Source organism: Stenotrophomonas sp., from assembly GCF_032061965.1.
GTDB lineage: Bacteria > Pseudomonadota > Gammaproteobacteria > Xanthomonadales > Xanthomonadaceae > Stenotrophomonas.
In genome coordinates this window covers 1-6,147 of record NZ_DAMBEF010000080.1, presented here as the reverse complement: position 1 = coordinate 6,147, position 6,147 = coordinate 1, and the positions used below count along the sequence as shown (strand labels likewise).

The 6,147-nt window shown below is 65.2% G+C and carries 7 protein-coding genes and 1 pseudogene; 7 read left to right on the top strand and 1 reads right to left on the bottom strand.

Annotated elements, in window-relative coordinates; genetic code table 11:
• The 3 genes from RT460_RS19340 to RT460_RS19330 all read left to right on the top strand — a co-directional run.
• On the top strand, positions 1–197 hold a 197-nt coding region (locus RT460_RS19340), incomplete at its 5' end, for a hypothetical protein (protein WP_313321348.1).
• Between the two features lie 50 nt (positions 198–247).
• Entirely contained in the window at positions 248–982 is a 735-nt protein-coding gene (locus RT460_RS19335; RefSeq protein WP_313321347.1) for a hypothetical protein, read from the top strand.
• A 65-nt stretch (positions 983–1,047) separates the two neighbouring features.
• On the top strand, positions 1,048–1,617 hold the full coding sequence (locus RT460_RS19330; protein WP_313321349.1) for an HAD family hydrolase: 570 nt from the start codon (positions 1,048–1,050) through the stop codon (positions 1,615–1,617).
• Positions 1,618–1,856: 239 nt separating this feature from the next.
• On the opposite strand, the gene RT460_RS19325 is transcribed toward RT460_RS19330, so the two are convergent.
• Entirely contained in the window at positions 1,857–2,789 is a 933-nt protein-coding gene (locus tag RT460_RS19325) for a carbohydrate kinase family protein (protein WP_313321346.1), read from the bottom strand.
• Between the two features lie 275 nt (positions 2,790–3,064).
• Between RT460_RS19325 and RT460_RS19320 the strand changes: the two genes are divergently transcribed.
• The 4 genes and pseudogenes from RT460_RS19320 to RT460_RS19305 form a co-directional block, all read left to right on the top strand.
• Complete coding sequence (locus RT460_RS19320; protein ID WP_005419402.1) at positions 3,065–4,111, top strand: rod shape-determining protein; 1,047 nt, start codon at positions 3,065–3,067, stop codon at positions 4,109–4,111.
• 154 nt (positions 4,112–4,265) lie between these two features.
• Positions 4,266–5,411 carry a rod shape-determining protein MreC gene (mreC, locus tag RT460_RS19315; RefSeq protein WP_313321345.1) on the top strand — a complete coding sequence of 382 codons (1,146 nt, stop codon included), beginning with the start codon at positions 4,266–4,268 and terminating at the stop codon, positions 5,409–5,411.
• Complete coding sequence (gene mreD, locus RT460_RS19310) at positions 5,408–5,893, top strand: rod shape-determining protein MreD (RefSeq protein ID WP_313321344.1); 486 nt, start codon at positions 5,408–5,410, stop codon at positions 5,891–5,893. The genes mreC and mreD overlap by 4 nt, the downstream gene beginning before the upstream one ends.
• Positions 5,894–5,896: 3 nt before the next feature.
• Positions 5,897–6,147: pseudogene (locus RT460_RS19305) on the top strand (penicillin-binding protein 2); the annotation flags it as partial.

Sequence of the window (6,147 nt, the reverse complement as noted above, 5' to 3'; positions counted from 1 at the left end):
ATGACGGCATAGGGGCAAAAGCCGGAGCGATTCCCGCCTGCGCGGGAATGACGGCATTAGAGCAAAGGCCGAGCAGAGGCCACGTCGAAAGCAAAGGCCACGTCAGAGGCCATGCCACAGCTACAGCCAAACCCAAACCCAAAGCCAAAGCCAAAGCCAAAGCCAAGCCACCGCACTCCCTCCCCAAACTTGTTTAAAGTGTCCATCGCCGCGCGCCACCTCGCGCCATGACTATTGGAGCTGCTTGATGAAACCCCTGATCCTCGGCGCCGTCTGCGTCTTCGCACTGGCCGCTTGCAGCAATCCGGAGGCCGAGCGCCAGCAGCAGGAAGCCGCTGCCGCACAGGAGCGGGCCAAGCGTGAGGCTGACGCTGAAGGTATCGGTAAGCTCTACGACGCGGCCGTCACCGCCACCGATTGGGAAAAGGCACGTATCCACGGTGCCGCACTGCTCGACCAATACCCGGATTCGGAAACCGCCAAGCGCATCGAACCCGGCTTTGCCGAGGTCAAGGAAAAAGCCACCGCAGCCACCGAGCTACGCCGCATGCAGGCCTTGTGGAACTACAACCAGGTGCCGGTGAAGGGCGGTACGCAGCGTTCGGCGGCGATCTACAGCAAGGACCGGGTCGAGGTGGATAGCACCGGCGCCAAGCAGGTGAACCTGGTGTTCCGCGATCATCCCGAATGGAAGCGCCATGCCTACCTGGTGCTGCAGTCCAGCGACTTCGCAAAGGCGTGCTATCGCGCCTGTCAGGTCAAGGTGAGCGTGGACGGTGCGCCAGCCCGCAACATGGCCGCGCACCGCCCGGATACCGATGAAGCCATCGCCATGTTCATCGATGACAACCGCGGACTATGGCGGCAGGCGCGCAAGGCCAAGGTCATCGAGATCGAGTTCCCGGTGCAGGCCGGCGGCACCCGCAAGGCGGTGTTCGAGGTCGGTGGGCTGGATGGCAGCCAGATGCCGAACTGGGATTGAGGCCGGTGCTTGCTGATGTGGCGGGGCGGTGCGACGTCGCCGCCAGCCGCCATTGGGTGTTCGACATGGATGGCACCCTGACCGAGCCGGTGCATGATTTTGATCTGATCCGGCGTGAGCTGCAGATCCCGGCCGATGCGGACATCCTGCAGCATCTGGCCGCGCTGCCAGCGCAACAGGCCGCCGACAGCCATGCGTGGCTGCTGCAACATGAGCGTGCATTGGCCGAAGGTTCGATCGCTGCCCCCGGCGCGGTGGCGTTGGTGCGCGCGCTACATGCCGAGGGATGCCGGCTGGGCATTCTTACCCGCAATGCCCGCGGGCTGGCCGAAGTGACCTTGGCGGCAATTGGATTGGCGGATTGTTTTGCGGCCGAGGAGGTCGTTGGCCGTAGCGAGGCCGAGCCCAAGCCATCGCCGGCCGGGCTGCAGTATTTTGCCGCGCGCTGGGAGGTGGCACCTGCCGCGATGCGCATGGTCGGTGATCATTACTACGATCTGGCCACCGCCAAGGCGGCGGGCGTGCCCGCGATCCTGATCAACATGCCGGAAGATACCTGGCCGGGGATGGCGCAATGGCAGTTGCGTGATTGTGCGCAGTTGTTGCAGCACTGGCAGGCCGCAGCGTCCCTGTAGAGCCGGGCCGTGCTCGGCTGGAGCGTTGCCGAAATAACCGCTTGTAGGAGCGGCGTAAGCCGCGAAGCTGGCAATGCCGGGTTGCACGCGGATTGTGCAATCTGCTGGTGTGCGAGCTTCGCGGCTTACGCCGCTCCTACATTGCCATGCGGCTGATGATTTGCTTGTAAGGCCTCTGCCGAGCATGGCTCGGCACTACATCGGGGATAAAAAACGGCGCCTTGTGGGCGCCGTTTTTCTTAGAGGCTGTAGCCGAACTGCTGCTTGAACTGGTCGTTGAACTCGGCGAAGTCAAAGCGCTGGTTCTGCGTGCCCGGGTGTTCCACCTTGAGCGCGCCCATCAGGTTGCTCATGCGGCCAACGGTCAGCCAGTCATAGCCCTTTTCGATGCCGTAGATCAGACCGGCGCGGAAGGCGTCGCCACAGCCGGTGGGGTCAACAACGCGGCGCTCATGCGCCGGCGGGATGTCGAAGCTCTTCTCCGGGGTGTGGATGATGGCGCCGCGCGGACCCTGGGTGGTGATGTAGGCCTTGGTCCGGGCGACGATGTCGGTCTCGCTCCAGCCGGTGCGCTGCTGCAGCAGGTTGGACTCGTAGTCGTTGACCACCACGTAGTCGGCCTGTTCGATGAACTCGCGCAGTTCCGGGCCGTTGAACAGCGGCAGGGCCTGGCCGGGGTCGAAAATGAAGGGGATGCCGCATTCCAGGAACTCGGCGGCGTTCTGGATCATGCCTTCGCGGCCGTCCGGCGCAACGATGCCGAAGGTGACGCCCGGCACATCCTTCACGTGGTTCTCGTGCGAACGCATCATCGCGCCCGGGTGGAACGCGGTGATCTGGTTGTTGTCGTGGTCGGTGGTGATGAAGCACTGCGGAGTGAACATATCCTCCAGCACGCGCACCTGGCTCAGGTCGATACCCATGCGCTCGAAGTGCTCGCGGTACGGGGCGAAATCCTGGCCCACGGTGCCCATCGGGATGGGGCTGCCACCCAGCAACTTCAGGTTGTAGGCGATGTTGCCGGCGCAGCCGCCCAGCTCGCGGCGCATGCGCGGGACCAGGAACGACACATTCAGGATGTGCACTTTGTCCGGCAGGATGTGGTTCTTGAACTGGTCCGGGAACACCATGATGGTGTCAAAGGCAAGGGAACCACAGATCAAAGCGGACATCGCGAACAGGCCTATACGTAAAAAGGGAAATGCCGCCGCGCGCGCGCAGGCGGACCGGCGCTAGGGCGCGCCAAAGTGCATAAGGTTACCGGCTGCGGCCGCCCACGGCCAGAAGCAAGGATGTACCGCAGCTGCCCGGCGGGTCGCGAAGCCCTTTTTTTACAAGGATTCTCCTTGCTCGGGCCGGGGTGGGTTGATAGGCTACCTCCCCTCATTTTCTGCCCATTTTTTCGCCATCCGGCGTGGGCACGACACCCGTCAGGATCACTCCCCAGATGTTCAAGAAGCTGCGCGGCATGTTCTCCAATGACCTGTCCATTGACCTGGGCACGGCCAACACCCTCATCTATGTGCGTGGCCAGGGCATCGTATTGAACGAGCCGTCGGTCGTGGCTGTGCGTCAGGACCGCGCCATCGGCGGGACCCGTTCGGTGGCCGCCGTCGGCGCCGAGGCCAAGCAGATGCTCGGCCGTACCCCGGGCCACATCACCACCATCCGCCCGATGAAGGACGGCGTCATCGCCGATTTCACCTACACCGAGGCCATGCTCAAGCACTTCATCAAGAAGGTGCACAAGTCGCGCGTGCTGCGCCCCAGCCCGCGCGTGCTGGTCTGCGTGCCGGCCGGCTCCACCCAGGTGGAGCGCCGCGCGATCAAGGAATCGGCCGAGGAGGCCGGTGCACGTGACGTGTTCCTGATCGAAGAGCCGATGGCTGCTGCCATTGGCGCCGGTATGCCGGTCACCGAGGCGCGCGGTTCGATGGTCATCGATATCGGCGGCGGCACCACGGAAGTGGCAGTCATCTCGCTGAACGGCATCGTCTATTCGGCGTCCGTGCGTATCGGTGGCGACCGTTTCGACGAGTCCATCACCAATTACGTGCGCCGCAACCACGGCATGCTGATCGGTGAGGCCACCGCCGAGCGCATCAAGGTCGAGCTGGGCTGCGCCTACCCGCAGGCGGAAGTGATCGAGATGGAAATCTCTGGCCGCAACCTCGCCGAGGGCGTGCCGAAGATGATCAAGATCAGCTCCAACGAGGTGCTCGAAGCCCTGCACGAGCCGCTGTCGGGCATCGTCTCGGCGGTCAAGCTTGCGCTGGAGCAGACCCCGCCGGAACTGTGCGCCGACGTCGCCGAGCGCGGCATCGTGCTGACCGGTGGTGGCGCCCTGCTGCGTGACCTGGATCGCCTGATCTCCGAGGAAACCGGCCTGCACGTGCAGGTGGCCGATGACCCGCTGACCTGCGTGGCCCGCGGTGGCGGTCGTGCGCTGGAGCTGGTGGACATGCACGGCAACGAGTTCTTTGCGCCGGAATAAGTCGGAGGGAATGGAGAATGGGGAATCGGGAATGGGGCAGGGCTTCCTGCATCTTGATCCACTGCCCAGCGCTCGTTTCCCCGACCACTCGGCGTGACGCAAGCCACGCCGTTTCCGTTCTTCATTCCCGATCCATCATTCCCAGTCTTCTGCCGTGCCCCCTTACGCCGGTCCTCCCGTAGCCTCCCGTCAGGGAGACGCCGCCAGCACGCTGCGTCTGCTGGCGTACCTGGCCTTGGCCATCACCTTGATCGTGCTGGATGACCAGGGCGGCTGGATGTCGCGTCTGCGCGCCCAGGCCAATGTGCTGGTGCAACCAATCTGGGCGCTGGCTGGCGTGCCGGGGCGGGTGGGGGCATCGGTCAAGGACAACGCGGTCAGCCACAACCAGCTGGTCAGCGAAAACCGCGAGCTGCGCAACCAGTTGCTGGTCGCCAATGCGCGCTTGACGCGCCTGCAGACTGCCGCGCTGGACAATGCGCAGCTGCGCGAACTGCTCAACGTGGCCGAGCGCAATGGCCTGGACGTGCAGCTGGCGCCGATCCTCGACATCGACCTGGATCCGGTCAAGCAGCGCTTGGTACTGGATTCGGGCAGCCGTGCCGGCGTCCATGTCGGCCAGGCGGTGATCGACGCCGGCGGCCTGATGGGGCAGGTGATCGCGGTCACGCCGGCGCATTCGACCGTGCTGTTGCTGACCGATCCAGACCATGCGGTACCGGTGGCGGTGGCGCGCAACGGCGTGCGACTGATTGTTTACGGGCGCGGTGACCGTTTGGAACTACGCGATATTCCGCTCAGTGCGGGCGTGGAAGTGGGCGATGAGATCGTCACCTCTGGCCTGGGTGGGCGTTTCCCGGCCGGTTTCCCGGTTGGCAAGATCCTGAAACTGCGGCCGGACGACACCCACGCCTTCCTGGTGGGCGAACTGGAGCCAGCAGCCAAGTTGGACCGCGGTCGCAATGTGCTGCTGCTGCGTTCGGTACCGGCGCTGCCGCAACTGCCGGCCGCTCCGGACAGCGATACGCCGTCGACGGAGGCTGCCGAAGCAGGCGGTCCGTCCGCCGTCGTGCCCAATCGTATGGGCGCGGCCCGCATTGCTGCGCCGGCGAGCGACACGGCCACCGCGCCATCGGCGCCCGTGGTGCCGCAGCCTTCGCCTGGCAGCGCCGCGGCCACGCCGCAAGCAGTTGAGACCCCGGCCAATGCCCCGGCGCAGCAGGCGCCGGTCAGCGACGCCACGCCCGCGACAACGCCGGCAACCGGCGAGAACGCCAACCCGACGCAGGTGCGCCCATGAGCCGGCTGCGTGGCAAGGGCTGGGTGATGCCGGTCAGTTTCCTGCTGGCCTTGTTGCTGGCACTGGTTCCGCTGCCGGAAGTGCTGATGCCGATGCGCCCCTACTGGCTGGCGCTGGTGCTGGCCTACTGGGTGATTGAGACCCCGGACAAGGTGGGCCTGGGCTTTGCCTTCAGCATCGGTCTGCTGGCCGATGTGATGTTTGGCGGCATCCTGGGCGAGCAGGCACTGCGGCTGGTGGTGATGGCCTTCATCCTGCAGCGTTTCCGCGCGCGCATCCGCTTCTTCCCGTTGTCGCAGCAGGCATTGGCGATGGGCGGGCTGTTGTTCAATGACCGTGTCATCGATGCCGCCATCCATCTGCTGGTGGGTGAACCCCTCCTGCCGTGGAGCTATTGGCTGGCGCCATTGCTGGGCATGGCCCTGTGGCTGCCGCTGTATGTGCTGCTGGATGCGGTGCGGCTGGGCAAGCGCGGGCGCTGACCCATGGCCCCGCGTCGCCAGACCAAGAACCCCCACGCCGAAGCCGAGCAGTTCCGGCGGCGTGCCGCCATCGGATTCCTCGGTGTCCTGCTGTGCCTGGGTTTCCTGGGCGGCTGGTACTTCAAGCTGCAGGTGCTGGACCACGATATCTACGCCACCCGCTCGGAGGCCAACCGCATCAAGGCGCGGCCGGTGGTACCCGGGCGCGGCCTGATCTACGACCGCAACGGCCGCCTGCTGGCCGAGAACGTGCC